This is a genomic window from Cupriavidus sp. C1SS-2L, from assembly GCF_057073735.1.
Window position 1 is genome coordinate 472,399 of the sequence record NZ_CP172709.1, and the last position, 23,713, is coordinate 496,111.

General features: G+C 64.4%; 27 protein-coding genes. 8 read left to right on the forward strand and 19 right to left on the reverse strand.

Features of this window, described 5'->3' with window-relative positions; translation table 11 throughout:
* Window positions 1–31: 31 nt before the first annotated feature.
* The 19 genes from ACIGJG_RS19825 to ACIGJG_RS19915 all read right to left on the reverse strand — a co-directional run bounded on the left by ACIGJG_RS19825 (window position 32) and on the right by ACIGJG_RS19915 (window position 16,981).
* Window positions 32–220 (reverse strand): hypothetical protein, encoded by a 189-nt coding sequence (locus ACIGJG_RS19825; RefSeq protein WP_140948843.1) that lies wholly within the window; start codon window positions 218–220, stop codon window positions 32–34.
* Between the two features lie 25 nt (window positions 221–245).
* Window positions 246–743: a hypothetical protein gene (locus ACIGJG_RS19830; RefSeq protein ID WP_011301899.1), complete on the reverse strand. Its 498-nt coding sequence runs from the start codon at window positions 741–743 to the stop codon at window positions 246–248.
* A 52-nt stretch (window positions 744–795) separates the two neighbouring features.
* Window positions 796–1,968 (reverse strand): mandelate racemase/muconate lactonizing enzyme family protein, encoded by a 1,173-nt coding sequence (locus ACIGJG_RS19835; protein ID WP_011301898.1) that lies wholly within the window; start codon window positions 1,966–1,968, stop codon window positions 796–798.
* 7 nt (window positions 1,969–1,975) lie between these two features.
* Window positions 1,976–2,149: a hypothetical protein gene (locus tag ACIGJG_RS19840; RefSeq protein ID WP_181184348.1), complete on the reverse strand. Its 174-nt coding sequence runs from the start codon at window positions 2,147–2,149 to the stop codon at window positions 1,976–1,978.
* A 91-nt stretch (window positions 2,150–2,240) separates the two neighbouring features.
* A complete protein-coding gene (locus tag ACIGJG_RS19845) occupies window positions 2,241–2,708 on the reverse strand; it encodes a hypothetical protein (RefSeq protein WP_011301897.1) in 468 nt (155 codons plus the stop codon).
* A 68-nt stretch (window positions 2,709–2,776) separates the two neighbouring features.
* Window positions 2,777–4,141, reverse strand: a complete 1,365-nt coding sequence (locus ACIGJG_RS19850) for an MFS transporter (protein ID WP_011301896.1) — start codon at window positions 4,139–4,141, stop codon at window positions 2,777–2,779.
* Between the two features lie 45 nt (window positions 4,142–4,186).
* Window positions 4,187–5,758, reverse strand: a complete 1,572-nt coding sequence (locus tag ACIGJG_RS19855) for an FAD-dependent oxidoreductase (protein WP_011301895.1) — start codon at window positions 5,756–5,758, stop codon at window positions 4,187–4,189.
* Between the two features lie 34 nt (window positions 5,759–5,792).
* The gene (locus ACIGJG_RS19860; protein WP_011301894.1) at window positions 5,793–6,842 is read right to left on the reverse strand and encodes an aromatic ring-hydroxylating dioxygenase subunit alpha; all 1,050 of its coding nucleotides are present in this window, start codon (window positions 6,840–6,842) and stop codon (window positions 5,793–5,795) included.
* A gap of 52 nt (window positions 6,843–6,894) precedes the next feature.
* Entirely contained in the window at window positions 6,895–7,434 is a 540-nt protein-coding gene (locus ACIGJG_RS19865) for a hypothetical protein (RefSeq protein WP_011301893.1), read from the reverse strand.
* Window positions 7,431–7,892 carry a hypothetical protein gene (locus ACIGJG_RS19870; RefSeq protein ID WP_245001839.1) on the reverse strand — a complete coding sequence of 154 codons (462 nt, stop codon included), beginning with the start codon at window positions 7,890–7,892 and terminating at the stop codon, window positions 7,431–7,433. Before ACIGJG_RS19870 ends, ACIGJG_RS19865 begins: the two co-directional genes overlap by 4 nt.
* Window positions 7,893–7,940: 48 nt before the next feature.
* Window positions 7,941–9,017, reverse strand: coding sequence for a porin (locus ACIGJG_RS19875; protein ID WP_011301891.1), 1,077 nt, complete (start codon window positions 9,015–9,017; stop codon window positions 7,941–7,943).
* Between the two features lie 312 nt (window positions 9,018–9,329).
* Entirely contained in the window at window positions 9,330–10,025 is a 696-nt protein-coding gene (locus tag ACIGJG_RS19880; RefSeq protein WP_011301890.1) for a GntR family transcriptional regulator, read from the reverse strand.
* 1 nt (window position 10,026) lies between these two features.
* Window positions 10,027–10,878 carry an amidohydrolase family protein gene (locus ACIGJG_RS19885; protein ID WP_011301889.1) on the reverse strand — a complete coding sequence of 284 codons (852 nt, stop codon included), beginning with the start codon at window positions 10,876–10,878 and terminating at the stop codon, window positions 10,027–10,029.
* 87 nt (window positions 10,879–10,965) lie between these two features.
* Complete coding sequence (locus ACIGJG_RS19890; RefSeq protein WP_011301888.1) at window positions 10,966–12,069, reverse strand: zinc-dependent alcohol dehydrogenase; 1,104 nt, start codon at window positions 12,067–12,069, stop codon at window positions 10,966–10,968.
* Between the two features lies 1 nt (window position 12,070).
* On the reverse strand, window positions 12,071–12,868 hold the full coding sequence (locus ACIGJG_RS19895; RefSeq protein ID WP_220630553.1) for an amidohydrolase family protein: 798 nt from the start codon (window positions 12,866–12,868) through the stop codon (window positions 12,071–12,073).
* 7 nt (window positions 12,869–12,875) lie between these two features.
* Window positions 12,876–14,129: a Rieske 2Fe-2S domain-containing protein gene (locus tag ACIGJG_RS19900; RefSeq protein WP_220630554.1), complete on the reverse strand. Its 1,254-nt coding sequence runs from the start codon at window positions 14,127–14,129 to the stop codon at window positions 12,876–12,878.
* 60 nt (window positions 14,130–14,189) lie between these two features.
* The gene (locus ACIGJG_RS19905; RefSeq protein WP_140948849.1) at window positions 14,190–14,498 is read right to left on the reverse strand and encodes a hypothetical protein; all 309 of its coding nucleotides are present in this window, start codon (window positions 14,496–14,498) and stop codon (window positions 14,190–14,192) included.
* Window positions 14,499–14,521: 23 nt separating this feature from the next.
* A complete protein-coding gene (locus ACIGJG_RS19910; protein ID WP_011301884.1) occupies window positions 14,522–15,739 on the reverse strand; it encodes an acyl-CoA dehydrogenase family protein in 1,218 nt (405 codons plus the stop codon).
* A 102-nt stretch (window positions 15,740–15,841) separates the two neighbouring features.
* A complete protein-coding gene (locus ACIGJG_RS19915) occupies window positions 15,842–16,981 on the reverse strand; it encodes a WD40/YVTN/BNR-like repeat-containing protein (protein WP_483673798.1) in 1,140 nt (379 codons plus the stop codon).
* Between the two features lie 292 nt (window positions 16,982–17,273).
* On the opposite strand from ACIGJG_RS19915, the gene ACIGJG_RS19920 reads away from it, so the two are divergent.
* Genes ACIGJG_RS19920 through ACIGJG_RS19955 form a run of 8 tightly spaced genes read left to right on the forward strand, consistent with a single transcriptional unit; the run spans window position 17,274 to window position 23,672 of the window.
* Window positions 17,274–18,236 (forward strand): PDR/VanB family oxidoreductase, encoded by a 963-nt coding sequence (locus ACIGJG_RS19920; RefSeq protein ID WP_483673800.1) that lies wholly within the window; start codon window positions 17,274–17,276, stop codon window positions 18,234–18,236.
* 28 nt (window positions 18,237–18,264) lie between these two features.
* The gene (locus tag ACIGJG_RS19925) at window positions 18,265–19,278 is read left to right on the forward strand and encodes an amidohydrolase family protein (protein WP_011301881.1); all 1,014 of its coding nucleotides are present in this window, start codon (window positions 18,265–18,267) and stop codon (window positions 19,276–19,278) included.
* Between the two features lie 30 nt (window positions 19,279–19,308).
* Window positions 19,309–20,325, forward strand: a complete 1,017-nt coding sequence (locus tag ACIGJG_RS19930; RefSeq protein WP_483673801.1) for a DODA-type extradiol aromatic ring-opening family dioxygenase — start codon at window positions 19,309–19,311, stop codon at window positions 20,323–20,325.
* The gene (locus ACIGJG_RS19935) at window positions 20,322–20,984 is read left to right on the forward strand and encodes an RraA family protein (protein ID WP_011301879.1); all 663 of its coding nucleotides are present in this window, start codon (window positions 20,322–20,324) and stop codon (window positions 20,982–20,984) included. Before ACIGJG_RS19930 ends, ACIGJG_RS19935 begins: the two co-directional genes overlap by 4 nt.
* Window positions 20,985–20,987: 3 nt before the next feature.
* Window positions 20,988–21,665 carry an RraA family protein gene (locus tag ACIGJG_RS19940; protein WP_011301878.1) on the forward strand — a complete coding sequence of 226 codons (678 nt, stop codon included), beginning with the start codon at window positions 20,988–20,990 and terminating at the stop codon, window positions 21,663–21,665.
* Entirely contained in the window at window positions 21,662–22,336 is a 675-nt protein-coding gene (locus ACIGJG_RS19945; RefSeq protein ID WP_011301877.1) for a 4-carboxy-4-hydroxy-2-oxoadipate aldolase/oxaloacetate decarboxylase, read from the forward strand. Before ACIGJG_RS19940 ends, ACIGJG_RS19945 begins: the two co-directional genes overlap by 4 nt.
* Before the next feature lie 17 nt (window positions 22,337–22,353).
* Window positions 22,354–23,100 carry a dienelactone hydrolase family protein gene (locus ACIGJG_RS19950; RefSeq protein WP_011301876.1) on the forward strand — a complete coding sequence of 249 codons (747 nt, stop codon included), beginning with the start codon at window positions 22,354–22,356 and terminating at the stop codon, window positions 23,098–23,100.
* Window positions 23,101–23,120: 20 nt separating this feature from the next.
* Window positions 23,121–23,672: a flavin reductase family protein gene (locus tag ACIGJG_RS19955; protein ID WP_140948854.1), complete on the forward strand. Its 552-nt coding sequence runs from the start codon at window positions 23,121–23,123 to the stop codon at window positions 23,670–23,672.
* Window positions 23,673–23,713: the final 41 nt, after the last annotated feature.

The following is a 23,713-nucleotide window of genomic DNA, read 5'->3' on the forward strand; positions in this document are numbered from 1 at the left end:
GGTCACACCGGCGTGCCGATGCGACTGCTACTCACGATTTGTTGCTGCGGCGATCCTTGATGAGGGTCACGATCAGGAAGAGCCACGACACTCCCAGCGCGAAATAGTCGAAATTGCGCAGCGGGCGATAGTCCGCATAGCCCAGCCCTGTCGAGCCGATGCATGCCGCCACGGACAAGAACACGCACATGGCCACGCCAATCCACATCTCTTTCTTCATTGCAGTCTCCGGTTCAAGCTTTTGTTCATGCTTCGATCTGTTGGACCGAGGTGGGAGCGCCGTCACCGCGTTCACGCGCGCTTGCGACCTTCTTCAGTCCATCCCACAGCCACATCGGCTCGACCTTCGCCTGCAGGACCGACGCGTAGTAACCACCGTAGGCAAGCAGCAGCGCGCCATTCATGAAGAGCTCCTGCGGGCCCGTAAAAAGTTGGCGCGGCGTCGCGACGATGAAGGTGTTCAGCCAGAAAATGTTGACCGTGGCCGGCATCTCAAGCATCAAAGCCAGCAACACGCCGCGATTGGTCAGCAGCATCAGACCAAGCACGCATTCCATGTACTTGATTAGCTGGTAGATGTAGATGTCCGACGCGGCGGCAACATAGGCGCCGCCAATGCCCGGTATCTCGGGAACGTATGACGTCAGGATGAAGCGGGAGCCCGAATAGAAAAGGTGCGCTCCAAAATAGATACGCAACCACAGGATCGCGTACTTCCACGGTGATTGATTGGCCCTGCTCATGTCTGTCTCCTAGATCAACACGAATTGAAATCCTGGCGGGGTCGGGGGCGCCCTACAGGTTGACCACCCGCGCAGGACGGCCCTCGGTGCGAATCTGCCCGAGCAGTGCCTCGTTCAGTTCCACGCCAAGGCCCGGACCGTCGCCGGGGGATACATGGCCGCGATGGAATCGCGCGCCTTGCAGGGCAAGGTCCGCGCCCTGCGGGATGTCTTCGCTATTCCAGACGCCATGCACAGCCAGCGGCCCCGTACTCTCGCTGATGAACTGGCAAGCCCACTGGTTCGCCACCCACAGATGCGCGGTCGGACAGGCCTCCACGCCAGAGCCGATCAGCGTGCTGCACATCACTGGCAGGTCGAACATCTGGGCCACGGCGAGGAAGCGCTGGGCCTTCAACAGGCCACCGACCTTCTGCACCTTGAGGATGACGCCGTCGGCCGCGCGCCGCTCGGCGATTTCCTTCAGGTGATGCAGCTCCTGCGCTGCCTCGTCGGCGTACACGGGCGTGTCGATGCGCTGTCGCAGGCGCGCCATGCCTTCGATGTCCCAGTGCGGCAGGGGTTGCTCGACGAAGTCGAGTCGATACGCATCGAGCCGTCGGATCGTGCGCAGGGCCTGCTCGTAGTTCCATGAGCCATTGGCGTCCAGGCAGATGCGCGCGCTATCGCCCAGCGCCTTGCGCACGGCTGCGGCGGTCGCCACATCGTTGTCAAAGGTGCCGCGCCCCACCTTCAGCTTGAAGGCGACAAAGCCCGCTTCCCGGGCCGATAGCGCGGCCTCGGCCACTTTGTCCGGCTCGCCGGCCGACAGCACCCAGCCAAGCGGCGCCGATTCGCGTGTGCGTCCGCCGAGCAACTGGTAGACCGGCACGTTCAGTACCTTGCCCTTCAGGTCGTGCAGCGCGCAGTCGACGAGACCCTTGGCCTGGTTGTTGTCACGCGCCAACGTGTCCATTGCGCCGACAATTTTTTCAATGTTGCACGGGTCTTCACCGAGAAGAATGCGCGGCGCAAATATGTCGCAGATCATGCTGACCATCGAGGCCTGGCTTTCGCCGCGGTACCACGAAGACGTATCGCCGGATTCGGCGATGCCCACCAGGCCCGTTTCGGTATGCAGCCGCAGCAGCAGCGTATCAAGCTTGGTAATGGTGACATTCGGCAATCGCAGCGGCTTCTTCAGCGGCATCGATACCGGAATGCATTCGACTTTGGTGATTTTCATGGCGGCCTCACTTCCTTCTGGCGTCACGGAGCAGCGCAACCACGGCAACCACGCCCGCGGCCAGCGGCGGGCCGTAGTCGTAGATTCTCAGCGGTCTTGCGCCGAAGCTGGTGGAGACAGCCATGACGATGAGTATCGTCACCACGATCACTGCCACAACAATGACTAGATCCTTAATCACGTTTATCTCCTCGCACCAAATCGGCGATGCATGCCAATCGGGGGGTTATATGAATCGAAGTGTTGACGACATGCCCGCCTGCCGGCCGCTTTTACTCTCCCGCCTGAGCGCGTGACGCGTGCGACAACCCGTCCCAAAGCCAGAACGGTCTGGTCTTGATGCGACAAAAGTTCGCGTAGTACCCGCCGTAGGCGAGCAAGAGTGCGCCGTTGAGAAGCAGCTCCTGGAGCCCCGTGAACAACTGCCGGGGCGCGGGGGAAATGAAGAGATTCAGGTAGATGATGGTGACGCTGATGCCAGCCATCACAATCAGCGCGAGCGGCACTGCCAGGTTGAAAAGCAACATCGTCCCAAGCACGACCTCGAGGTATTTGATTACCTGGTAAAAGCCGATATCCGCCATGGCATGAAGATACGGCCCAACCCTTCCGGCATGACTGAAATCCGGAACGAAGTTGAAGATGACGTAATTCAAGCCTGAAGCCAGATAGTGAATGGCGAAGTACAGCCTGAGCCACAGGACAATATATTTCCATGGCGATTTTTCAGCGGCATGCATTGGCAGTTTCCCTTTTTGCGGTCAGACAAAAGCGGAGGCGTGGGCGTGGCGCGGCATGGCGCCGCGGATCAGGAGGCGCGACGCTGCGTGGCAACCTGGAGCGCTCGCGAGACGCGCACCAGCAGGCACACGGCTATGCCGACAGAGACCACGTAACACGCCACAAATGCATGGCCGAGCGCGTTTGGGCCATTGAAAAGCAGCCGCGCCACCAGCGCACAGACGGTGGGGCCGAGCGCCAGTCCGAGCAGGTTGGTGATGAGGTAATAGAGGGCCGTCAGCTTGCCCATCATGTTGCCTGGCGTGAAATTGGCCATGGTGGCGCCGCCAGCGACCGCAAAAATCGCGAAGAAGAACGTCTGCGCGCCGTAGGCGATGGCGCCGAGTTGGGCGCTGTGAATCAGCGGAAAACAGGCGGTGATAAGCGCGGCCACGGCAGTCGAGCCGATCGCGACGCGAACCGGTGCGTCACTCCAGCGCTTCTGCAGTTTGTCCGCCACACTGCCGAAGAACAGCAGCCCCAGCGGCGAAGCCACCAAACTGATCGCGCCAAGCGTCTTGCCGATCTCGGGGCGTGCGATACCCATCGAGCGGTTGATGATTTCGGGCAGCCACGCCAGTTGGCTGCCGATGGCGATACCGTAGAGGCAGATGGCGATCCACAGCGGACCGTATACGGCACGCTGCTGCCATGCAAAACGCAGTGCAGCCGGATAGGTGACGCGGTCCGCGTGAACGACGGCATCGCGTCGCGGCGGCTCGCGCAGCAGCAGCGTCAACGCGGCGAGCGGCACGCCAAGCAAGCCCGGAACGATCAGGACGAATTGCCAAGGCTTCAGCGCTCCCAGCAACGGCACGCCCGCCAGCTTTCCGCTGGCCGCAAACGTCAGCAGGAAGCTGCCGAGCACCAGCGCCAGCCCGGTGCCCAGCAGCGGTCCGATGTTGTAGATACCGAATGCGAGCCCGCGCCGCTCGGGCGGAAAGGCGTCCCGGATCATCGACGATGCCGCGGGCGGCAGCATGGCTTCCCCTACGCCGAGACCGATACGCGCGAGGAACAGGTGCCAGTACGTATTGCTCAGTCCGCACAGCATCTGCACGCCGGACCACATCAGGATGGCGCCGCTCAGCAGATACTTTCGCCGGTACAGATCGACGAGGTAGCCGGCAGGAATGCCCAGCACGCTGTACAGCAGCATGAACGACAGCCCGAGCAGCCAGCTCACTTCCAGGTCGGTGGCCCCGAGATCCTGCTTGATGGGGCCGACCACCAGCGAGATGGCCCCACGGTCTATGAACGACACGATATAGACCAGGGTGAGCACGCACAGCAAAGCCCAGCCGCCTGGCGCCACCGCCGATTTCGCCGGCGTCGGCGCGGCCACCGCGGAGCTGCGGGGCGGCGACTGGATTGTGGTGGGGCTTTCCAACATGATTGTCTCCGTTTATCGGTTCTTCGAACTCTCGTTGCCTGGGACTCAGCGGTCCCAGGCGTCTTCTTCCAGGGCCGCGCGCGCGGCGGTGCGGCCCGACACGATGAACTCCGCGATGTCGCCCATCGAGTTGTAGTAAGGCCCCCACAGCGAGCCGCATTCGCCGATGGCGTACAGCCGTGGGATGGGCGCGCCGCGCTGGTCGAGCACGCGCTGGCGGGCGTCGTGTCGGGGGCCGCCGTGCGTGTTCAGGAAGGTCGGCAGCATCGGGCCGATGGCGTAGTACGGACCTTTATCGAGCGGCACGAGGAAATTCTTGCGGCCGAAGTCGGTGTCCTCGCCGGCTGCGCATTGCGCGTTGTAGCGCGCCACGGTGGCCTTCAGCGCTTCAGGGTCGAGATGGCCGGCGGGCCAGGCGCCGGGCTCCGCATCCCAGCGGCACTTCAGCGCCAGCTCCTCCAGCGTGTCCGCCTGGAGGATCCAGCCTTTCTCCAGTTCGGCGAGGTTGTCCTGGCTCCACGGCGGGGTGCGCGAGTTCAGCGTCGTCATGGCTGCGCCGCCCGAGCGCACCTTCTCGTCGAAGATGTGGAAGGCAGGCACATTGATGAACTCGGGCACATCGGGGTTGGTGGCCAGCCAGGTGGCGCGGTTGCTGAGGCCGTGGCGGACATCGGCCGTATCGGTGGTCTCGTTGTGGAAGCGTGCCGCCTCACGGTTCACCCAGATCAGGCTGCCGCCGTCCTTGAACGCGCCCGAGTTGTAGCCGAAGCCCGCTACCTTGTTGAGGTCGTACGTCACGTACACCCTGCCGCCGTCCACCCTGATGCCCCAGTTCAACGGCCCTGCCACGGCATTCATGTGCCAGAGCTGGGCACCGACCTCCTGCGCCATGCGGATGCCGTCGCCGGTCAGGTTCGGGCTGCCAAGGAAATGGATCGGGCACGGTGTCAGGTACTGCCGGCACATCTCGGCATCGAACTCGAAGCCCCCGCTGGCAAGCACTGTCGCCTTGCGTGCCTTCACGGCGATGGTGCGGCCTTCAGCGGTGCGGGCGAGCACGCCCAGGATGCCTCGCGACGCCGGATCCTGCACGAGCTGCGTCACCGTCGTATTGCACTGAACGCGCGCACCATGCTTTTCAGCTACCGCCGCGATGGCGTTGTATAGCCCTGCCCCGCCGGGCGCGGCCACCACGCTCATACCGTGGATGCTCGCGGCGCCTGGCGCGCCCGGAAACTCAGGAAAGAATCCCGGCGCGCTGAAGGGCCTGGGGTTGTCCTTCAGCGGCAGCTCCAGCTTGTGCTGGAAGGCCGGGATGTCCTTCAGGCCTGTGACAAAGTTGCGCAGGACCGGCTCGTCGGTCTGGCCGGCGCACAGCCAGTTCATGTAGTCGAACGTGGCTTCCTCGTCGGACGAGGTCATGATGAGCCCGCCCGCGACGCAAACCGAATTGCCGCCGCCGCGATCGCCCTTTTCCAGCACCAGCACGTCGGCGCCGGCCTCTGCGGCTGCGAAGGCAAACGTTGCGCCAGCGCCGCCGTAGCCGACCACGACCATGTCGGCCTCGTCGTCCCAAGCCGGCGGCGACCAGTTCACTGCATGCGTCTTCTGTTCCATCTTTCTATCTCGAAATCCTGTCGGTCACAACGATTCAGGCCGGTTCGGCAACCGGCTTCTCGACGGCCAGCAGACGCGCATAGATCTCGTTGTAGCGGACCACCGGCTGGTCCATCGGGAGCAGCACGAACTTGCGGCCGGGCGAACGATGGATCATGTCCTGTTGCGCCTCGATGATCCGCTTGTCTTCCTGGAAGGCAGCGTCGGCGATGCCGAAGCAATGCTGCTTCAAGTCGGCGGCGGCGGCCCACGGCCCGAAGTTGAAGAAGAAACGCGACTTGTTCTTGCTGATCGGCGTGATCATCTGGCAAGTGCAGCGCTTGAAGATCGGCGTCTCGGTTACGTCGCCGCCCTCGCTGCGCTCGAGCACGCCCGGCTCGTAGGAAGTGATGGTCAGGATAAAGACGCCGGGCACCAGGAACAGGCTGACGACGTGGTCGTCGCATGGGCGCGCGCCGAAGTACGGGTTGGACTGGCGGCCCAACTGCCAGCGGTCGGCCAGCACGCCGCGCTCCAGTTGGGTGACGCCACGCTTCGTTTCACTTTCTTTCATCATCTTCAGCGCGACAGGATCGCTGGCGCCGAAGGTGGCCTCGTGCACGAACGGCGCGTGCGAAAGGTCGAGCAAATTGTCGGAGATCAGCTCGGCATTTACGTCCATGTCAAAGGTCGAGCATTGCATCGCCCATTCGGCGTTGTCCGGCCCGATGATGGGGGGAACCAGCGCCTCATCCGCCTTCTCCGCCTCGCCCATCCAGACCCAAGCAGCGCCGTGCTTCTCCACGATCGGGTAGGCCCGCACGCATACGCGCGGCGAGATGCGGTCCTGGCCCGGCACTTCCGTGCAACGCCCATCGGCGGCAAACTTCAAGCCGTGGTACATGCAGCGCAGTTCGTCACCTTCCTTGCGGCCGACCGACAGCGGCGCGAGGCGGTGGCAGCAACGGTCTTCCAGCGCAGCCAGGCTTCCATCGGTCTTGCGATAAATGGCCAGCGGCTCATCCATCACGGTAAAGGGCACGATGGCATCGGCCGTGAAATCCGTGGACCATCCAACCATGTACCAGCAATTGCGAAGGAACATTTCTTTACTCCAGTTTGTGTTTTGAGGAACGGCTACCCGTGCTGCGTGCGGGTCACGCACTTCGTTGTTCTTCCGGGCTTGTAGCGAAGACAGCAGCCGGCAGGCGCCTGAAGTCATCGAGACGCCCCGGTGATGTGCGGCACGCCAGCATCGGCAAGTAGTAGCGCAGGTACGCGAGAATCAGGATGACGTTCAAATACAGGCACCACACGCTCATGGACGTGCTGACCAGCATTGCAAACCGCAGGTTAAGGACAATGGCGTTGAAGAAGACCATGAACGAGATCGGCAGCGTCATCGCCAGCGCGAAGGGGACGAACAGGTCAAGCAGGAGGAGTAAGCCTGCTATCAGTTCGCAAGCCTTGACGATATCGAACACACCGGTTTCGATCAGCGTGACCAGCATCGCGTTGGAAGCGGGCAGGGTGCCAAGCGGCTGAGGGAAGATCGGCGGGAACCCAAAGTTCGTCAGCCAATGGCTCAGGCCGCTGTTGATCATCCAGGCGCCAAGGGCGAGCCGCATCAGGGTGATGACCAGACGGCCGGCGCAGGCAGCGTCCAGCCTCCGCTTCGCAGGGGACGTTGTATTCATTTGGCATCTCCGGAATGGGTGGTCTTGGCGGCCTCGCCGGCCGGCGGGAATTGGACGAAACGCCGCCTTTCGGCGATCCGGCCCGTATAGGCGCCTGTCTTGAACACGTCAAGCACATCGACAGCCGGCTGGCCCCGCGCCGCCTCCACACGGTGGTAGACAGCGACGACCAGGCCTTCGGCGATAACCTGCCGGATCTCATGGCGGATCGGTTCACCGTCGCGAAGCTCGATCGAGCCGGGATTGTGGTCGACCATCTTCGGCGAGAAGTACCCCTTTGCGGCCTCGGCGCCCCGACCCGTGTCGTAGGCCTGCTTCATATAGTCCAGCACGATCGTGCGTGGAAGCTTTCCCACGCCGGGGCCGTTATCGCCATACCAGCGCGGATTGAAATGCAGGCTGTAAGCAAACGATAGTGCGATCGCAATCCCGACTCCGATGGAGGCCGCGCGGGTCATGCAGGCATTCGTTGCAGTACTCGTTTTCATCGATAGACTCCGGCTGCGTCAGAAACGGTGATAGATGCCCGCGCCAAGCGCGTTCACGTTTTCGTGCAACTGGGTCGGCGCAGCGAGCCCGCCCGGCGGATAGATGGTTTGCTTTGACGAACCGCGGTTTTCGAGGCGCTTGAAGAAGGCGTAGAGCGTCGTGCGCTTGGATAAGTCGTAGGTGTAGCCGATGGCCCAGGCGGCCACGTCCGCCGTCGGCGTGTTATCCGGGAGGCCGTTCGTCACTCCGCTGTCGCGCATGCCGTAGGCAAGCTTCAGATTACCCGCCGCACCAACCGGAATGGTCGTACCGACTTGCCACGCCGAGTCATGCGCTGCGCCCAGCCGATAGCGCAATTGATAGTTCACGTAGAGCGTTGCCCAGGGCGTCTCGTAAGATGCCGCGAACGCGTGCTCAAGCTGACGGCTGGTGTCCGGTGTCAGGTTGGTCGTTCCCGTGGCGCGCGCAAAGCCGTAGCCGGCGTTCAGCTTATTGGCCGAGTAGAGGAACGTGACGATGTCGTAGTTGCGATTGACCGGCGCGCCCGCATTCTCGCTAAACACATGCGCTGCCGAAACCGTCACGCCGCCGAAGGATGGCGAGTTGTAGCGGACCGCGTTATCCGAGCGGGCCGGATCATTGAGCGGGTTGAACATCCACGGATTGCTCGACTCGCCGGTGAGCGACGCTGCCACCGAACCCGGAGCCATCAGTACGGGATCGAAAATCGCGGCGAAGTCGTAGCCCGGCGTGGGCTGTCGTCCCAGCGCGATCTCGCCATAAGTATTGCTGCGCATACCGACAGTTGCGCGACGTCCGAACAGACGGCCGCCCTGCGCGTTAGTACCGGTATCCATGTTGTAGCCGCCCTCAAGCACAAACACGGCCTGTAGATCCGCCGACAGGTCTTCCGTGCCGCGCATCCCCCAGCGCGAGCCAGCCAGGCCACCGCTGTTCAGACTCGTGACGCTCTTCTCCGAATTGCTGAAATAGCCGATAAAGCTGTCTGCGACCCCATACAGGGTTACGCTGGCGGCAGATGCGGCAAGGGGGAAAAAGCCGGCAACCGCTACTCCGGCAAGTCTTTTGTCCACGTCGTCTCCTTCTAGTCGTTATGTTCTTGCCAGTGGGCTGGCATTGGGGCTACATACTCTGGCCAACGGCGTCCGTAGCCGTTGTGTCCGAATGTGCTTTTGATCCGAAAGGCGGATCGCTCCTGGTCCTCTCAGTCCAAATATTATTCAATTTAGTATTGCGAATCTTATACAGCGAAAAGCGCCACTTCAATCTTTTCTTTGGCTTTACGGGGTAAACCCCGTTCCACCCTCACTGCACCCAAAAAGCGGGCGAGCGCCGTCCCCGAGCGCGTGGTGACGAACAAAGGATTCCAGCGTAGAGATATGACTTCAGAGAGCGCGCGCGGTCAGCGACGCCAGCAAGCGCTTTTCCACCGCGCTGCGGTCGCGGCGGTAGGCATCCAGCAACGCCTCGCGGTCTTGTGCGGCGAGCGTCTCGACGAGATGATGTTCCGGATCGGCGGGGAAACGATAGCCGGCAATATCTGGCGCGGCCATGGCGCGATATCGATCCGTCTGCCGCATCAGTCGCATCACTTCACGCCTTAGCACCGCGTCGGGCGACAAGGCAAAGATGGCACCGTGGAACTCCCGGTGTGCGCGCACCCACGCGGCCCGGGCGCGCTCCGTCAGATGGTGGTCGAGCAGCGCGAGCCGCGCGCGCAGGTCCGCCAGTTCGCTGGCGTCGGGCCATCTCACCGTCGACAGCAGTTGCGTCTCGAGCAGATGTCGTATGCGATAGAGTTGCCGCGCCTCGCTACTCGACAGCGGCGCAACGTGGAAGCCGCGATTGGGGTCGTGGCAGACCGCAGCCTCGGCAACCAAAAGGCTCAGCGTTTCCCGCACCGGCACGCGACTGATGCCGAATCGCCGGGCCAGGTCCTGCTGCCGCAACTGCTGTCCGGGCGACAGTTTCCCTTCGTTGATCATTTCGCGGATATCGGCCGCGAGCCGCGACGGCAAGTCGGTATCGGTGGCGCGTGGCGTCAGGCCCACAGCAGGATCGAACACTTCGCGCCGGCCCATCTCAGCGCGTTCCCCAGTACACAGCATGCGCGGTGTCGTGCAGAACCTTGCGCTGGTCGGTTTCAGACAGCAGCGACACCGACTCCTTCGCCAGCGCCACCATCTGCGCGTAGCTACCTTTGGATTGCGCGACGTCGGACCCCCACATGACGCGATCCGCGCCGAACTCGCGTACCACACGCTCGACCATCGGCGCCGCCGCCATCTGCGCGGCGGCGAGTTTGCCGAGGTTGATCATGGAGTACAGCAGGTAGACGTTGGAATGCTCCACCATCTCGAGCAGCGTCGCGTCGACGCCGTGGTCCGGGGCGCCGCTTTCGCCGACGATATTGGAGAAATGATCCAGTACCACCGTAGTCTGCGGAAACCGCTGCAGTACCGGCTTGAGCGCCTTCAGGGCAGCCTCGCGATTCCAGCGATAGAAGTGCAGTCGCACCGAACCGCCCAGTTCCGACACGGTTTCCCAAGCTGCCATCGCCTCAGGCGAAGCGAACCAGGACGGGTCAGCACCCTTGAACGGTTCAGTCAGGCGGATGCCGACCGCGCCGCGCTCGCCGACCCAGTGCCGCACTTGCTCACGGATGTTCTGGTCAAGCGCGTCCACCATGCCAAGCGCGCGCAGGCGTTCCGGGTAGCGCTGGGCGGCATCGCACACATAGGCGTTATTGAAGCCGTAGATATGCGCCCGTTGCACGGCCAGCGCGCGCTCAATGCCTTGCTCGTCCATCAGCGCAAGAAGGCGCTCCGCTGTCACCGGATTGTCGAGAGCGCCGGGCTCCAGCTCGCCGCTCAGTGGAGAAGTCGGATAGCGTTCCACATCGGCGGAAATCAGGTGTGCATGACTGTCGATCATTGACTTTGTCTCCTGTAAGTAATGAAGTGAAGTGATGTCTGACGCCTTGCGCTCCGCTCGCTCAACCTCGAGAGGAGCGCGAGCCGTTCACTTCCAAGGATCCACCGTAACGTGGACGGCGCCCTCCACGCCGCGACCGGCAGTGGCAAGGATCGCCTCGTGCGTCTGTGCCAACCCGAAGGTATGCGAACACACTTCATCGAGCGGATAGCGGCCTGAGCCGATGTAGCGCAGGGCGAGTTCCACCGCCGCGTAGCTGCGCCCGCGCGGAGCACGCACGGTCAGGTAGCGCTTCTTGATCTCGCCGATCGGTACGCTCTGCGCCAGGCCGTTCAGGCTCAGGTACGCGCCCTTGGCAGCCAGGCCAATGGCAAGCTGCGCCACTTCGCCGGTCGGATCGCCAGTGGTATCCACCACCACGTCGACGCCGCGACCATTGGTCAGGCGCATGACTTCGGCATGGAGATCCTGGTTCTGCACGTCGATGGCATGGTCCGCACCGAGGCGCAGCGACAGGTCGAGCCGGCTGCGATCGCGGGTCATGCCGGCGAGGATCACCATCAGGGACCCTGCGGCCTTGGCCGCCAGCACGCAACCCAGTCCCTGCTGTCCGGGACCGAATACCAGCACTGTCTTGCCGGGCCCGGCGCCGCCGTCATTGCATGCCCACTGCACGCCGTTGCCGAACGGCACCGCGAGGGTGGCGTGGACGGCGGGCATATCGGGCGGGATCACGTGCATGACCGTATTCAGCGGCAAGTGCATGTACTGCGCGTAGCCACCCCACAGGTGCGGTGCAATGGTGCAGGTCGACATGCCGAAACGCAGCGTGTTGAGCCGGTCCTTCACATTGAAGAAGTCCACCTCCATGCACAGTCGGAAGTCGCCCTTCATGCACCATTCACAGTGCCAGCACGGCAGGTATTCGTGCAGCGCCACGCGGTCGCCGGCCTTCACGCCCCAGCGTTGCTGCGCAATGGGGCCAAGCTCGACGATGGTGCCGACATTCTCGTGCCCCATGATGACAGGAGCGTGCTCGGACTTGCGATACAGCTCCGGATCGCTGCCGCCAACGCCGCTAGCCTCCACCTTGAGGATGCCTGAGTCCGGCTGCACTAGTGGGTAGTCGAACTCCCTCAGCTCGGTCGTCTCGACACCAGTCTTGACTGCCGCGAGTACTTTCCTTGTCATATCAAATCTCCTTCCAAAATATACGGCGCGCGGTATCGCCAAGGATGGCCTCGCGAACCACTGCCGGATGGTCGAGGAGGCATTCGCGCACTAGCGCCAGGGCATTGCCATAGCCTTCACGGCTGCTCACCACCGGAAAATCGCTACCCCACATCAGGCGCTGCGCGCCGAACGCTGCAATGGCGGCCTCCAGCAGCGCTGCCGCCTCACCGCCGAACGTGGGGCCGTCCCGCAGCGCGCCGGGCGCACGAGGCGCCAGTTCCCCGAGGCCGGGAACCTTGAGGCACACATTGTTGAAGCGGGCCAGCCGCAGCACCGTGTAGCGCAATTCGCCATCGGCCACGGTCTGCATCGGCTTGCTGGTGTCGCCGAGATGCTCCAGCACGACCGTCAGGCCCGGCACCGCCTGCAGCAGATCGGCAAAGGCTGGCGTGGTAAACGCTTCGGCATTGCCGACGCAACTGACCGGCAGGCCGCAAGCTTCTGCGGCCCGCCAGATCGCCAGCGGATCGTCGCCGGGCGAGCGGGCTCCCGGGCGCAGGCGCACGCCGGCGGCACCTTCGTCCGCCAACCTTGCAAGCGCGCGCGGAGCGTCCGGCGCGGCCGGGTCAATCCAGACCACGCTGGCGAATCGGCCTGGATGCGCGCGTACGCAATCCGCCTGGTAGCGGTTGTCCGCCTGCCCGATCATCTGCGTCAGCACCGCACGCGCCACGTCGTGACGCTTCATCTGGCAGAGCAGCGTCTCCACCGGCTCGTACCAGACCTGCGAGACATGCGCGTGGCTATCGATCAGCATCGCCGCGTCAGGCCGTCAGGGCCACGTCCGGATTGAGTGGGACCTCCTGCTTCCACGTGCGCTCGTTGCTGAAGATCACCGTCGCCGCGCGAATCTGCGGGAACGGAATCGGCGCGGTCAGCACGCTGGGCGCCTCGCCGCGTTCGGCCAGCGCGCGGGCAGTGCGGATCATCTGGCGGCGCCAGGCCACCACGGCCACGTCGGACGTGCCGAGGTGTTCCTTGGTACGGTCCAGGATGCGGCCCTGCGTTTCGCTGACCGCGTGGTCCTGCGTCAGGATGCCCTTGATGCCCGACATCGACCCGGTCTTCATCCACTCGCGGTCCTGCTGGTACCAGTTGTCGATATTGAGCTTCTTGCGGAAGTTCTCGTCGACCCAGTGGCCGCCCTCCTCGATGCGATAGGCAACATCCACCGGTTGGGTGTCGTCGAAGAACCACTGGACGTGCCACGTGGATTCGTCGTCGCGCGGCACGAAGGCGTTGGCCATGCGGCGGTTCTTGCGCACGCCGAAGCCGTCGGGCGGGATCAGCGTAAAGAAGGGCAGCACCACTTCGGTCACGCGCGCATGCAGCTTGCCTTCTTCGCGGAAGTTGCGCACGCCCGCGTAGCGCAGGCCGTACTTGGTGTATTCGACTTCGATCTTCGGTTGCAGGTCGCGCTCATGGTCGTACTTCGCGGGCGCGCTCCACGGCTGCTCGCGGTGCAGCACACCGGCATGGGCCGAGTCGATGGTACCTTCCACCGCCTGCGCGTAATTGCAGTCTTCCAGCACCTTGAAAGGCACGGCGTTGACGGCCGGGTACGACAGCCACTCGAATTCCGGGAATTGCGGCTCCTCGGCGGCGGGGCCCATGTAGGTCCAGATCACGCCGCCCGCTTCCCGCGTCGGGTAAGCCTGCGCGCGAATGCGCGAGCAGAAGGCGGAACCGGACGGCTCGGTGGGCGTGTCCAGGCAGGTGCCGTCGGTGGCGAACTTCCAACCGTGGTAGAGGCAGCGCAAGCCGCCGTCGGAGTTGTCGCCCAGCGCCAGCGACGCGCGGCGGTGCGGGCATTGCTCGTCGAGCAGGCCCACCTTGCCATCGGTATCGCGGAAGGCCACGAGATCTTCGCCGAGCAACCGCACGCGCACCGGCTTGCCACCGGGCTCTGCAATCTCGGATGCCAGAAGCGCCGGAATCCAGAAGCGCCGGATCAGTTCGCCCATCGGGGTGCCGCGGCCAACCTGGGTCAGCACATTGTTGTCTTCGCGAGTGAGCATAGGTCCTCCTATCTTGAATCGGTGTATCGTCTTTGTGGGAAAAAACGGCCTGCGCCGGCTTCAGTCCAGAAGCGCGATGGCGCGGCCGAGTCGTTCACGGGCGGCAACGGTGTCTCCGTCGTTGCCAACCAGGTCATGTGCTTCGATCACCAGCGAGCGCATCGCCTCCAGGCGCTGCAATTGCTTTGCGCTGCAACCGTCGCGAGCAGCATTGGCGACGTCGGCGTCGAGCAGGCGCCAGACCTCGTCCAGTTCGGATTCCCGGTAGATCATGTGTTCCACTTCGCGGGAGACCGCCATCCGCTCGCAGATCGACGACAGCGTGGCGGCCGAGTAGTCGTCGATGGAAGTCAGTTCGTCGGCATGCATGGGGCTTTCCACTCGGCGCGCCGTTACCGGCCCTTCGGGCCGAATTTCGAGGGCTGCAGGCCAATGACCGCACGTCCGTAGCTGGTCATGGCGCTGTCCCACGTAAAGGCGAAGTGCTGGGCGGCGGAATTTACGTCGCGCCAGATTCTCTGCAACTCGGAACTGTTGTAGATACCGGACCCGCCGGCTGCTTCGAACAGCGCGTTTACCGCGTAGCGCGCCTTCTGCGCGGCATAGGCCCAATCGCGTGGAATGCGTGCCCAGTCCAGGTCGCTGATCGAGCGCGGATCGTCCGCACTGTCTACACGTCGCGCATCCTCGCGCACCACGGCCAGCGCCGCGTCGATCTCGGCCACCGATTCCGCCACCCGTGCGAACGTGGCCGATTGCTCGGCTGCCTGTTCACTGCTGAACGTGGCCAGGCGCGCCGCCAGCCCGTCGGAGAATGACCGCACCGCCGCACGGGCCATGCCTAGTGGCGCGCCCACGAGCGAAAACGGCGTGACGTTCTGGAACGGCATCCGGTAGATCGGTGCGCGCACCGATCCGGTTTCATCGGCCATGCCCGACATCATGTCCTTCACCGATACCGAGCGATGCGCCGGGATGAACGTATCGGCGATTCGGATCGAGCGGCTACCGGTGCCGCGCATGCCTGCCGTGAACCAATCGTCAACGATCTCGATATCCTCGCGCGGCACCACGAAGAAGCGCGGCTCCGGCGGTTGGCCCTCACGCTGCACCGCATTGCCGACAATGACCCATTGGACATGGTCGATGCCGGAACAGAAGCGGCCGTCGCCGTTGACCAGCCGATAACCGCCGTCCACTTCCGTGACGGTGCCGCCGAGACGGAACACGGTCGCGGTCAGCACGCGGTCGGCGCTCATCACTTCGCGCTGCGCCTGCAGCGGGAACAGGTTCAGCATCCAGCTATGGCCGGCCAGGACACCATAGACCCAGCCGGTCGAGCCGCACGCGGAGGCGATCTCGGCAGTCACGTCGACCAGCGTCGCGAAGCCCAGCTCCGAACCGCCAAACATGCGCGGCGTCACGACGCCGAACAGGCCGGCTTCCATCAGCTCGCGGATGGTCTCGGCAGATACGATGCGCTCGCTTTCGGTGCGGTCGGCGCGCGCGCGGATCTTGTCGTGCAGCGCACGCGCCGCGGCAATCGCGGCATCGTGGCTGGCCAGTACGGGGAGGCTACCGGAAGCGGTTGCCAAGGGGGATGTGCTCACGTCTTGTCTCCTTTGTGAGGACGTACGCCTCCGCGCCGCGCGCCGGTGACGCCGCGGCGAGGCATGGTTCGTCGTTTCTGAATGGTTCGGCCGGGGCGGCCGTCAGGTGCCGGTGCGCATGCGGTCCTCTACCTTCTCGCGCTCGTCGGCTTGCAGGAACCAGCGATAGTGGCCGCCCTTCGAGATGGGGGGCAAGTTGTCGGCAACCGTGTACCAGTTCTCGCCACCGTCTTCGCTGGCGTAGGTTTCGCCGGTCGCGGTGCCGGCCAGCAGCATCACCTGGTCGGCCCAGTGATACAAGCCCATGCCTTCGATATTGCCGATAACTTCTGCCGGCAGGCCGTTGCGGATTTCCTGCCACGTTGCGCCGCCATCGCGGCTGCGCAGCACGGTGGCATCGGCACTGCGCTTGGAGCCCCAATCACGCGGCGCGTTGCCGGGCCCGCCGAGGTACAGCACGTTCTCGTCGCGCGGGTCGATAAACATGGCATCGGGGTAGCCAATACGGTCCGCACGCGTCATCAGGTGTGTCCAGGTCTCGCCGGCGTCGGCGCTGTAGTGCAGGCCTTCGCCACCGCACATGAAAAGCTGTGCAGGGTTCGACGGACGGATCAGAACGCGGTGGTTGTCGTGATAGAACTTGTCCTGCGCGGACTCATAGCTGCGCGGCTCGGTCCAGGTGGCCCCATCGTCCGTCGTCTTCAGCAACGCGCCCTGCTCGATGCATACGTACAGCGTGCCCGGTTGCGCCGGATGAAAGGCCACGTTCTTGACATGTGCGACGTGCGGCGGCGGCGGGAACGTCCACTTGTCCTGGTCCGGCACAGACAGCATGGCCGAGACTTCCTCCCAGTTTTCGCCAAGGTCGTCGCTCCGATACAGGGCTGAGGGCTCGGTGCCCAGATAGAGCGCCACACGGCCGTCGCGCTGCTGTGCCGCCAACGTGTAGACGTGTTCGCTCTTCAGGCCATTGCCACGCGGTTCCCACGTGACGCCGAGGTCGCGACTGACCCACATGCCGCCCTTGCCGTGCGCGCCGGCAAACAGCAACCCTGATTGCGGCTCGAACAGCAGCGCGCTCACGTGACGGTCTTCCAGCGCCGAGCGGGTCCGCTGCCAGGGCGCGCCTTGCCCTGTCCGCTCGAATACGTGCATGCCACGCAAAGTGGCGACGAAAAGTCGGGTGGCCGGGCCGCTGCCGTGTGTGACCGTGCCGCCGTTGCAAGAGAGGACTGCGATCAATTTGTTCTCCATTTCCATGTGACGCGGACGGTGCTACTGCGCTGCACGATGCCGCTGCCGGTTTCCGCCAGTGATGTGCCCCTCGGGCCGATGCCCGGGAAAGTCCACGCATCAAGATGCTTTGACTTTTTTCTTGTTAGTCGAAATAATATGCAAAAAAGAATTTCGCGTCAACGACGAAGCGAGCGACAGCGGGCCTCTCCTTATCGGTCCCACGCCGCACGCTTCGGACACCAGGCGCCGGCAGGAATATGCCTCGCCGCATCACTGAACGTCGTCACTGGAGACACACATGAACGACCTGCCCCAGTTCACGGGCGCCCTCCTTGAGTTGCGCCTGGAGTCGATTCAATTCCTCGCCCGCGACACGCTGCTCTACGCCTTCGCGTCTCCGGTGGGCGCCGCGCTGCCGCCGTGCGAGCCGGGTTCCCATATCGGCTTGCACCTGCCCAATGGCCTGGTGCGCCAATATTCGCTGCTCGAAGGCGGCCGCGAGCCGCGGCGCTACCAGGTAGGGGTGAAGCGCGACCCCAAAAGCCGCGGCGGTTCCAGCTTCATGCACGAGCAGTTGCGCCCCGGCGCGGTGATCCAGGTGGAGCCGCCGCGCAACAATTTCCCGCTGAATGAAGAGGCCGAGCATTCGGTGCTGGTCGGTGGCGGCATCGGCATCACGCCGATCCTGTGCATGGCGAGGCGCCTGAAGGCGCTGGGCCGCTCGATGACACTGGTGTACTCGTGCCGCGACCGCGTCGACGTCGCCTTCCTCGAGGAACTGCGCAGCTATGAGAACCTGCACCTGCACATCGACGCAGAAGCGGGCGGCGTGCTCGACATCGCCGAAGTAGTGAAGGCGCATCCGGCCAACACGCACTTCTATTGCTGCGGCCCGGGCCCGATGCTGGCGGCCTTCGAAGCAGCCACGGCCCACCTGCCTGCGGCGCAGGTCCACGTCGAGTATTTCACCGCGAAGCAGGAAGCCGCGCTGGACGGCGGCTACACGGTCGAACTGAAGCGCAGCGGCAAATCTCTGCAGGTACCGGGTGGCAAAACCATCCTGCAGGTGCTCAAGGATGCCGGCGTGGAAGTGGCGCACTCCTGCGAGGAAGGCGTGTGCGGCGCCTGCGAGACGCGCGTGCTATCCGGCATTCCCGATCACCGCGACGCCATCCTTTCCGAACCGGAGAAGGCGGCCAACAACACCATGATGATCTGCTGCTCGGGTTGCAAGGGCGAGCGGCTGGTCCTCGATCTGTAAGTCATTTCATCCCAACCGGAGACATCCCATGATCATTGACTGCCACGGCCACGTCAGCCCGCCCGCCGAACTCTGGGTCTACAAGGCTCACATCCTGTCGCATCGCGGCGAGCACGGGCGCAAGATGCCCGAGGTGACGGACGAGGAGATCCTCCACTACGCCAATCGGAAGGAGATGGGGCCGGCCGGGCACATCGACCTGCTTGACCGCGTGGGCACCACCGTCCAACTGCTGTCGCCGCGTCCGTTCCAGATGATGCACAGCGCGAAGCCGGGCAAGCTGGTGCACTGGTTCACCGAGGAGACCAACAACATCATCGCCCGCACGGTAAAGCTGCTGCCCAAGCGCTTCATCGGCGTGGGTGGGCTGCCCCAGGTGGCTGGCGACCCGATTGAAGTGGTGCTCCCGGAACTGGAACGCTGCGTGAAGGAACTGGGCTTCCGCGGCGTGCTGCTCAACCCGGACCCATTCGAGAACAACGGCGCTGAAGCGCCACCGCTGGGCGACCGTTACTGGTATCCGCTCTACGAAAAGCTGTGCGAGCTCGACATTCCCGCGCACATCCACGCCACCGGCTCACACTCCGCACGGTCGCCGTACACCGTCCACTTCATCAATGAAGAGACCATCGCCGTGTTCGGCCTGGTGAACTCCGACGTGTTCAAGGACTTCCCGTCGCTGAAGATCCTGGTGTCGCACGGCGGCGGCTCGATCCCCTACCAGATTGGCCGCTTTCAGTCGGGTGCCGCGCGCGCGGGCCGCGACTTCCTGGCCGGAATGCGCAACCTCTACTACGACACCGTGCTGTATTCAGAGGAGTCGCTGCGCCTGCTGATCAAAACCGTCGGCGCGGACCGCTGCCTGTTCGGCGCCGAGTGCCCAGGCGTCGGCTCGCAGACCAATCCGGCTACCGGCCGCACCTTCGACGACATCAAGCCGTTCATCCAGGGCTTCGACTGGCTGTCGCCGGAAGAGAAGGACCAGATCTTCTTCGGCAATGCGCAAAAGTTGTTCAACCTCGACCTGGCGGCGTACCGCTAAACGCGCGACGACGCCCGGAGGAGAGCAAGCATGGCAGAAATCGTACTCGGCATGGGCACCTCGCATGGTCCCATGCTGGTCACGCCGCCGCACACATGGGGCTCGCGCCTGCCCGACGACCGCCGCAGCCTGCATCACTACCAGGGCCGGACATGGACGTTCGATGAGCTGGTGCAGCATCGCGCGTCGGGAAACCTGGCCGCGCAGATTACGCCGGAAGTGTGGGAAGCCCGGCACACCCGCTGCATGCAGGCCATCGAACGCATGTCGCGGGTGCTCGCGGAAGCCCGCCCCGATGTGGCAGTGATCGTCGGCAACGACCAGATGGAAATCTTCGACGACATGCTCGTGCCCGCGTTCAGCGTGATGTGGGGCGAGACCATCGTCAACAACATGATCAGCGACGAGAAGCTGTCGCGGCTGCCGCCGGGCGTGGCCCACGCCATGCCCGGCTACATGCCCCCGGAAGCGACATATGCCGGCGTACCGGCGCTTGGCCGCCACCTGATCGAACGCACCGTGGCCGACGGCTTCGACATCACGGCATTGAAACACCTTTCCGCCACGGAGACGCCGCACGCCTTTGGCTTCGTATTCCGGCAACTGATGAAGGATCAGGTGATTCCCACCGTGCCGGTGCTGATCAACACGTTCTATCCGCCCAATCAACCGACGGTTGGCCGTTGCCACGCGTTCGGACGCTCGTTGGCGCGTGCCATCCGGTCATGGGACAGCGACGCACGTGTGGCCATCATCGCCTCTGGCGGCCTGACCCACTTCGTCATCGACGAGACCGTCGATCAGTTGATCCTCGACAGCATGCGCGCGCATGACTTCGCGCCCGTGGAGGGGCTGGGCGAGGCGATCTTCCAGGCCGGGACCTCCGAGGTCAAGAACTGGATTCCCGTGGCCGGCGCGATGGACGAGCTCGGCTTCGGCATGGAAGTGATCGACTACGTGCCGTGCTACCGCAGCGAAGCGGGCACGGGCAATGCGATGGGCTTCGCCTGCTGGCGGCCCGACAACAACAAGGAAGCCATTCGATGAGTACCCCCGACGAATATGTGCGCCGCCTGCGCCGGCTGGATTGCTGCGCGGTGTCCGACACGCTCGACAAGCTCGGCCTTCCGGGCGTGGTCAGCGGCGTGCGGCAGGAAGCCGGCGAGGGCCGCATCGCCGGTCGCGTGATTACCGTGCAGCTCGGCACGGGCGCGCCGCCACCGGGCGAGCCCCGCCACTTGGGCACCACCGCCATTGAGGCCGGCGGCGCCGACGACGTGATCGTCGTCGAGCAGCGCACCGGCGTCGAGGCGGGGAGCTGGGGGGGCATGCTGTCGCTCGGCGCGAAGGTGAAGGGTATCGCGGGCGTGGTGGCCGATGGTCCCGTGCGCGACATCGACGAAGCGCGCGCGATGAACTTTCCCATCTTCGCCTCTTCCCTCACCGCCCGTACCGCGCGCGGCCGCATCGTCGAGAAAGGTACCAACGTGCCGATCCGCGTGTGGGGCATTGACGTCGATGCCGGGGACTACGTTCTCGCCGACCGCAGCGCTGTCATCTTCATCGCCGCGGCGAACATCGACCGGGTGCTCGAGGCCGCGGAAGGCATCGTCGCCCGCGAAGCTCGCATGGCCAAGGCCGTTCTGGCCGGTACACCGATCAGCCAGGTCATGGGCGGCAACTACGAATTCATGCTGAAGGATTAAGTCATGTCAGAACAGATCGAAGACCGCAACGTCGCTCGCGCCGGCAGGCTCGACACCGCCACGCTTAGCGACGCCATGGACCGCCTCGGCATCGTCGGCCAATGCCGCGCCATCAAGCCGCGCGATGCCGGCTTCCGCATGGCCGGCCGCGCCTTCACCATCCTCTACGGCCCCGCCGCCAGCCCGCCGGGCACCGTCGGCGACTTTATTGACGACGTGCCACCCGGTCACGTGATCGTGCTGGACAACGGTGGCCGCACCGATGCCACGGTCTGGGGCGACATCATGACGGAGATCGCCCATCGCCGCGGCATCGCCGGCACGGTAATCGACGGCATCAACCGCGATGTGCATCTTTGCCTGTCGCTCGGCTACCCCGTGTTCTCGCGCGACAACTGGATGCGCACCGGCAAGGACCGCGTGCAAGTGGAGGCCACTAATGTGCCGGTAAATATCGGCGACGTGCGCGTGGCACCGGGGGACATCCTGCGAGGTGACGCAGACGGCCTGGTATCGATCCCACGTGATCACGAGGAGCGCATCCTGGCGGCCGCCGAAGAGATCGAAGCTGCGGAGAACGCCATTCGCAAGGCAGTCGCCGGCGGCATGCGTCTGGACGAGGCCCGCGCCGAGTACCGCTACCATCAACTGCAGACGCGCGCCGAAGGAGCGAAAGCATGACATTGTCCATCGACCGCATCGATCCGCGCGACACCACGCAACTGGATTTCGCGCGTACCGCTCCGCAGATCGTTGACGCCGCCCGTGCCGTCCCAACGGCCACGCTGCACGAGGCCGGCGGGAAGATCGGAGCGTTTCCGTCCGCGATCAAGCCCGTCGCACCGGGATTCAGGCTGTGCGGCCCCGCCGTCACAGTGCATGCGCCGGGCGGCGACAACCTGTGGCTGCACCGCGCCATCTATGCCGCGCAACCAGGCGACGTGCTGGTGGTGTCGGTCAGCGACGCTTTCGAGCACGGCTACTGGGGGGAGGTCATGTCCACCGCCAGCCAGGTGCGCGGCCTCGCCGGCCTGGTCATCGACGGCTGCGTGCGTGATGGCGTGCTGCTGGAAGAGATCGGCTTCCCGGTGTTCGCCCGCGGACTTTGCATCCGCGGCACCGGCAAGGATTTCGGCGCGCGCGGCTGGATCAATGCACCGACCGTGTTTGGCAACGTCACCGTCCATGCTGGCGACCTGATCGTCGGCGACGGCGACGGCGTGGTCTGCATTCCGCGCGACAGTGCGGGCAAGGTGGTGGACGCCGGCCTTGCGCGAGAAGTGAACGAGGCTGATCAGTGCCGCCGACTCCGTGCAGGCGAGGCCACGCTCGACATCTTTGGCTGGCGCTGAGGAAGGAGGCAGACGACATGAAGGAAAGCATCGACGACAAGACGACGATCCGCACGAGCTGGATCGACATCCCCGCAGCCGATGGTCGCGCGTACCAAGGCTATCTCGCGCTGCCGCCAGCGAGAACGGGCCCCGGGATTGTCCTCTTCCAGGAAATCTTCGGCGTGAACCGCCATATCCGGGCCGTAGCCGAGCAGTACGCGCAACTGGGCTTTGTCGTGCTCGCGCCCGACGTGTTCTGGCGGCAGGCGCCGCGCGAATCGTTCGGCTATGTGGGCGATGAAGCCGCTCGCGCGCGTGACATGCTCATTCGCGCCGACATGGCAGAGATCGAGAGCGACCTGGAAGGCACCGTGCGATCGCTGCGCGAGCGTCCCGAAGTGACGGGCGGCGTGGGGGCGCTCGGCTTCTGCATCGGTGGCCGCCTGGCCTATCTGGCCGCCGCTGCGGGACTGGTGGACACCGCCGCGTGCTACTACGGCGGCGGCATTCAGGACCAGTTACAGAAGGCGTCGGCTGTGCGTTGCCCGATGCTGTTCCACTACGGCGAGACCGATCCCATGATCCCGGTCGCCGCAGTCGAGCGGGTCAAGGCAGCCTTTGCCGACCGCGACACGGCGAAATTCTTCGTCTATCCCGGCGCAAGCCACGGCTTCAACTGCTGGGAGCGTGCCAGTTATCAGCCGCTCGCCGCGATGCAGGCGCACGGTCGGACGGTGCTGCACTTCGCCCGCCATCTCGCCGCAGCCCCCACGGTCGCATAGCCTCCGGACGGAGAACTCGCATGAGCATCGACGCCAACCAGTTCAGGACAGCGATGCGCTGCCTCGCCGGACATGTCTGCCTGATTACCACGTTGTCGGCGGACGGCTCGCGTGCGGGGCTAACAGCCACGGCCGTCTGCTCGGTCTCGGCCGATCCTCCCACGCTGCTCGCCTGTGTCAACCGCAACAGTGCGTCGTTCCACGCGATCCAGGCATCAGGGATCTTTGCGGTGAACGTGCTGGCGGTGGAAAGCCGCCGGCTGGCGGACCGCTTTGCCAGCCCCATACCGGCAGAGGAAAAGTTTGCCGACGGCGTATGGGGACGCGCCAGCACCGGCGCGCCAGTTCTCCGCGACGCGTTGGTCAGCTTCGATTGCCGAGTGGCCAGTGCGTTGGACGTTGGCACGCACGGCATTCTCTTCGGCGCCATCGACACCGCAACGCCCCGCGCCGACCGCGCCCGGCCTCTGCTGTACGCGCACGGCAGCTACGGCGAATTTTCATCGACCGACGCTGCCGCAGCTCCAGAACTGCTCTGGATTCCGACATGGGACCCGGAGCCTGCTAGCTGAGGCGGACCCTCGCAAATCTGCCGGTCGACCGAAACCGGCCT

Excerpts from the sequence above, each read along its gene's own strand:
- ACIGJG_RS19865 (WP_011301893.1), bottom strand. The coding sequence starts at position 7,434 with ATGAATACAACGTCCCCTGCGAAGCGGAGGCTGGACGCTGCCTGCGCC.
- ACIGJG_RS19935 (WP_011301879.1), top strand. The coding sequence starts at position 20,322 with ATGAGTACCCCCGACGAATATGTGCGCCGCCTGCGCCGGCTGGATTGC.
- ACIGJG_RS19860 (WP_011301894.1), bottom strand. The coding sequence starts at position 6,842 with ATGTTCCTTCGCAATTGCTGGTACATGGTTGGATGGTCCACGGATTTC.
- ACIGJG_RS19950 (WP_011301876.1), top strand. The coding sequence starts at position 22,354 with ATGAAGGAAAGCATCGACGACAAGACGACGATCCGCACGAGCTGGATC.
- ACIGJG_RS19900 (WP_220630554.1), bottom strand. The coding sequence starts at position 14,129 with ATGCTCACTCGCGAAGACAACAATGTGCTGACCCAGGTTGGCCGCGGC.
- ACIGJG_RS19870 (WP_245001839.1), bottom strand. The coding sequence starts at position 7,892 with ATGACCCGCGCGGCCTCCATCGGAGTCGGGATTGCGATCGCACTATCG.
- ACIGJG_RS19830 (WP_011301899.1), bottom strand. The coding sequence starts at position 743 with ATGAGCAGGGCCAATCAATCACCGTGGAAGTACGCGATCCTGTGGTTG.
- ACIGJG_RS19955 (WP_140948854.1), top strand. The coding sequence starts at position 23,121 with ATGAGCATCGACGCCAACCAGTTCAGGACAGCGATGCGCTGCCTCGCC.
- ACIGJG_RS19850 (WP_011301896.1), bottom strand. The coding sequence starts at position 4,141 with ATGTTGGAAAGCCCCACCACAATCCAGTCGCCGCCCCGCAGCTCCGCG.
- ACIGJG_RS19930 (WP_483673801.1), top strand. The coding sequence starts at position 19,309 with ATGGCAGAAATCGTACTCGGCATGGGCACCTCGCATGGTCCCATGCTG.
- ACIGJG_RS19835 (WP_011301898.1), bottom strand. The coding sequence starts at position 1,968 with ATGAAAATCACCAAAGTCGAATGCATTCCGGTATCGATGCCGCTGAAG.
- ACIGJG_RS19945 (WP_011301877.1), top strand. The coding sequence starts at position 21,662 with ATGACATTGTCCATCGACCGCATCGATCCGCGCGACACCACGCAACTG.
- ACIGJG_RS19895 (WP_220630553.1), bottom strand. The coding sequence starts at position 12,868 with ATGCTGATCGATAGCCACGCGCATGTCTCGCAGGTCTGGTACGAGCCG.
- ACIGJG_RS19905 (WP_140948849.1), bottom strand. The coding sequence starts at position 14,498 with ATGCATGCCGACGAACTGACTTCCATCGACGACTACTCGGCCGCCACG.
- ACIGJG_RS19885 (WP_011301889.1), bottom strand. The coding sequence starts at position 10,878 with ATGATCGACAGTCATGCACACCTGATTTCCGCCGATGTGGAACGCTAT.
- ACIGJG_RS19920 (WP_483673800.1), top strand. The coding sequence starts at position 17,274 with ATGAACGACCTGCCCCAGTTCACGGGCGCCCTCCTTGAGTTGCGCCTG.
- ACIGJG_RS19845 (WP_011301897.1), bottom strand. The coding sequence starts at position 2,708 with ATGCATGCCGCTGAAAAATCGCCATGGAAATATATTGTCCTGTGGCTC.
- ACIGJG_RS19925 (WP_011301881.1), top strand. The coding sequence starts at position 18,265 with ATGATCATTGACTGCCACGGCCACGTCAGCCCGCCCGCCGAACTCTGG.
- ACIGJG_RS19880 (WP_011301890.1), bottom strand. The coding sequence starts at position 10,025 with ATGGGCCGGCGCGAAGTGTTCGATCCTGCTGTGGGCCTGACGCCACGC.
- ACIGJG_RS19855 (WP_011301895.1), bottom strand. The coding sequence starts at position 5,758 with ATGGAACAGAAGACGCATGCAGTGAACTGGTCGCCGCCGGCTTGGGAC.
- ACIGJG_RS19940 (WP_011301878.1), top strand. The coding sequence starts at position 20,988 with ATGTCAGAACAGATCGAAGACCGCAACGTCGCTCGCGCCGGCAGGCTC.
- ACIGJG_RS19825 (WP_140948843.1), bottom strand. The coding sequence starts at position 220 with ATGAAGAAAGAGATGTGGATTGGCGTGGCCATGTGCGTGTTCTTGTCC.
- ACIGJG_RS19890 (WP_011301888.1), bottom strand. The coding sequence starts at position 12,069 with ATGACAAGGAAAGTACTCGCGGCAGTCAAGACTGGTGTCGAGACGACC.